The organism is Dietzia cercidiphylli, from assembly GCF_014145145.1.
GTDB classification, from domain to species: Bacteria; Actinomycetota; Actinomycetes; order Mycobacteriales; family Mycobacteriaceae; genus Dietzia; species Dietzia natronolimnaea.
Map to the genome: position 1 here is coordinate 1 of NZ_JAALEA010000515.1, position 2,990 is coordinate 2,990.

A 2,990-nucleotide genomic window follows, 5' to 3' on the forward strand; every position below is an offset into this window, starting at 1 on the left:
ATCCGAGCTACCCGGCAGATCCGACGACAGACCCTGCAGAGCAGCAGAACCCGTTCCCGGGGTCGGCAGAGGTTCCGGCATGGTGGAACCGAGAGCCGCACCGAGGTCGAGGGCGAGCTCGCCGGAGCCGAGGGCCGCACCGAGGCCGAGGCCGAGCTCGACACTCTGAGCGTTGGCGACGCCCGGCATCGTGCCGAGCGCGAGTCCGGAGGCGGCGATGACGGCCATCATCCGCTTGGAGTTCTTCATAGGAATTGCCTTCCTGTTGTTGGTGACGACCCAGCGACCCGGGTTACCCCCTAGTCGCCCGGTCCGGCGTGCCACCCTGGGGCGCTCACCGTCGGATCGTGTCATCACCCTATCGAGCAATTTTCTGGACTTGTTACAAGAAGTCTCGTTTAGGCACAGGTAATACCCAGCCGCGCGATTACACCCAGACTCCGTGGTCCGGACGATGATTGCTGCTGAAGGGCGCCGCCCCTGCGACTACCTCGACTTATGTGAACCTTAATAAGTGAGCTTTTGATTATAGATTGTTCGGCGGGGCCTCTATTAGTGACATTGATCACTTCTCACCAGAATTCTGCGGACTCGCCGTCGGCAAGGCACCCGACAGGGTCCCACGTGGCCGAATGTGAGGCTAACCTCGGATAAATCTGTCCCCGATCCAGGAGCGCCATGACACCGAACAGCAGCGGGGTTCAGTTCCCCACCGATTCCGCCGGGAACCGCTCGTCCGGGCGGCTGGCCAAGCAGGTCGTCGCCGACGCACTCGCCACCGTGGACCCGGCAGCGGGAGACCGGGTCCACAAGATCAAGGACTGGCGCAAGGGATACATCCAGCCCTTCACCGAACTGGTCAGTGCGGGCGTCGCCGATGCCGCCGCGTGGGACGGGGTGGCCCGCGCGGCTCTCGACTCGCTGCAGTCCAGGATGGTCGGCGTCCACGAGGTCGACGGCCAGATGGTCGAGACCCCGATGACGGACTACCTCGCCGTCGTCCCCTCCCGATCCACCCCGGGGACCGAGACGGTCCACGGCACGGCGGCCCCCGCCACGGAACTGTCCATCCCCTACCGCGGCGAGGAACTGTCCGGTGCGATGCTGCGCGCCCGGCTGGACACGTGGGTCGACGCGGGGGTGATCGAGCCGAGCTGCGCGGACGCTCTCAGGTTGGTGCAGGACAACCCTGAGTGGCTCTCACTGCCGGGCCGCGCGATGCTCGTGCTCGGCCTTGGTTCCGAGATGGGGCCCGCCGCCCGGTTGTTGCGCTGGGGCGCCGACGTCCTGGGCGTCGACCTGCCCTCGAGCCCGGTGTGGGACCGGTTCCGCGAGCAGGCAGCAGGATTCGCGGGCAGGCTCCACTTCCCCACGGACGCGGACGGCCGGCCGGGCATCGACCTGCTCACCCAGCTCCCCGAGCTTGCCGCCTGGGCCCGGTCAGCGGCCCCGGCCCCGCTCACGGTGGGCAGCTACTTCTACGCGGATGGCGGAACCCACGTCCAGCTCTCGTCTGCGGCCGACGCCCTCGTCGTCGACCTGTTGAAGGACGGAACCGCCGACGCCCTGGCCTACCTCGCCACCCCCATGGACACGTTCGTGGTCCCCGCCGACGTCCGCCGGGCTTCGGACGCGGCACTCGCGGCGCGCAAGGCCACCGACGTCAAGAAGATCGTCGGCGCTCTGACCGGACAGAAGGTCTTCCACCGCAACTACGAGAAGGGGCACGGTCCGGCCGTACACGATGCGCTGGTCCCCCAGCAGGGTCCCAACTACACGCTCGCCAAGCGGGTCCAGCGCTGGCGCGCCACCACCGCGTTCGCGGACGGCCACACCGTCTCCGTCAACGTCGCCCCCGCCACCGACACCCGCTCGGTCACCAAGAACAAGATCCTCGCCGCCACCTACAAGGGGGCGCACGCGTTCGGCATCGAGATCTTCGAACCCGCCACCTCGTCGGCTCTGCTCGCCGCGCTGTTGGTCCACGACCTCAACGTGGGACGGCCGGACGTCGGGGTGCAGTGGGAGCACGAGTCCCACGGGGCGGCCTCGGGAGGGTTGTGGCGCCAGCCCTACCTGCCGCGGACCGCGCTGCCCGTGGCCGCACTGCTCGGTACCGTCAAGAGGTAGGAACACGCCCCGGACCGATCTGCCGGTCCGGGGCCCGCCGGTGCCGACAGAGTAAGGACCCCGCCATGCCGAACCCGTTCTCCAAGAGCTGGAACTACCTCAAGGCCTCGCTCGACAAGAAGGTCGACGACAACGCGGACCCCAAGATCCTCGTCCGCCAGGCCATGGACAACGCCCGCCAGCAGCACAAGTCGGTGACGGACCAGGCAGCCGCCGTGATCGGCAACGCCAAGCAGCTCGAGATCGCCATGGGCACCAAGTCCCGGCAGCTCGACGAGGTGCAGGGCCAGATCCGGCAGACCCTCCAGGTGGCCGAGTCGGCGCGTGCCGAGGGGGACACCGCCCGCGCCGCCCAGTTCGACGCGCAGGCCGAGCAGCTGGCCGGCCGGATGGTCACCCTGGAGCAGGACCTCGAGAACACCAAGCAGCTACACGGCCAGGCGGTGCAGGCCGCCGAGCAGGCCAAGCAGGCGGTCAGGGAGTCCGACCAGCGACTGCGCGAGACTCTCGCCCAGGAGGACCAGCTCCTGCTCCAGGCCACCCAGGCGGAGATGCAGCACCGGACCGTCGATTCCATGTCCTCGCTGGAGGGGGTCGGCGGCGGCAACTCGCCCACGTTCGACGAGATCCGCGCCAAGATCGAGGGCCGCTACACCACGGCGCTCGGCAAGCAGGAGCTCGCGGAGGCCACGGGGTCCCCGTCCAGCGCGCAGCTCGACGCCGCCGCGTTCACCCGCGAGTCGGAGGGCAGGAGCAAGCTCGAGCAGATCCGGGCGTCCATGGGGCTGAGCGGTGGCGGCACCGCCGTCGAGGGCGCCGGGGCGGGTGGCGCCACCGACCGGCAGCTGACCGAGGGCGCC

General features: G+C 69.0%; 3 protein-coding genes. 2 read left to right on the top strand and 1 reads right to left on the bottom strand.

Annotated elements, in window-relative coordinates; translation table 11 throughout:
* Positions 1-249: hypothetical protein (locus G6028_RS16585; RefSeq protein WP_206685756.1), on the bottom strand; the 249-nt coding region annotated here is incomplete at its 3' end.
* 429 nt (positions 250-678) lie between these two features.
* Between G6028_RS16585 and G6028_RS16590 the strand changes: the two genes are divergently transcribed.
* Together G6028_RS16590 and G6028_RS16595 are read left to right on the top strand one after the other, a co-directional pair.
* Positions 679-2,130 carry a hypothetical protein gene (locus G6028_RS16590; protein WP_182659527.1) on the top strand — a complete coding sequence of 484 codons (1,452 nt, stop codon included), beginning with the start codon at positions 679-681 and terminating at the stop codon, positions 2,128-2,130.
* Between the two features lie 65 nt (positions 2,131-2,195).
* Positions 2,196-2,990, top strand: a 795-nt coding sequence (locus G6028_RS16595; RefSeq protein ID WP_241730848.1) for a PspA/IM30 family protein, incomplete at its 3' end; no start/stop codon positions are given.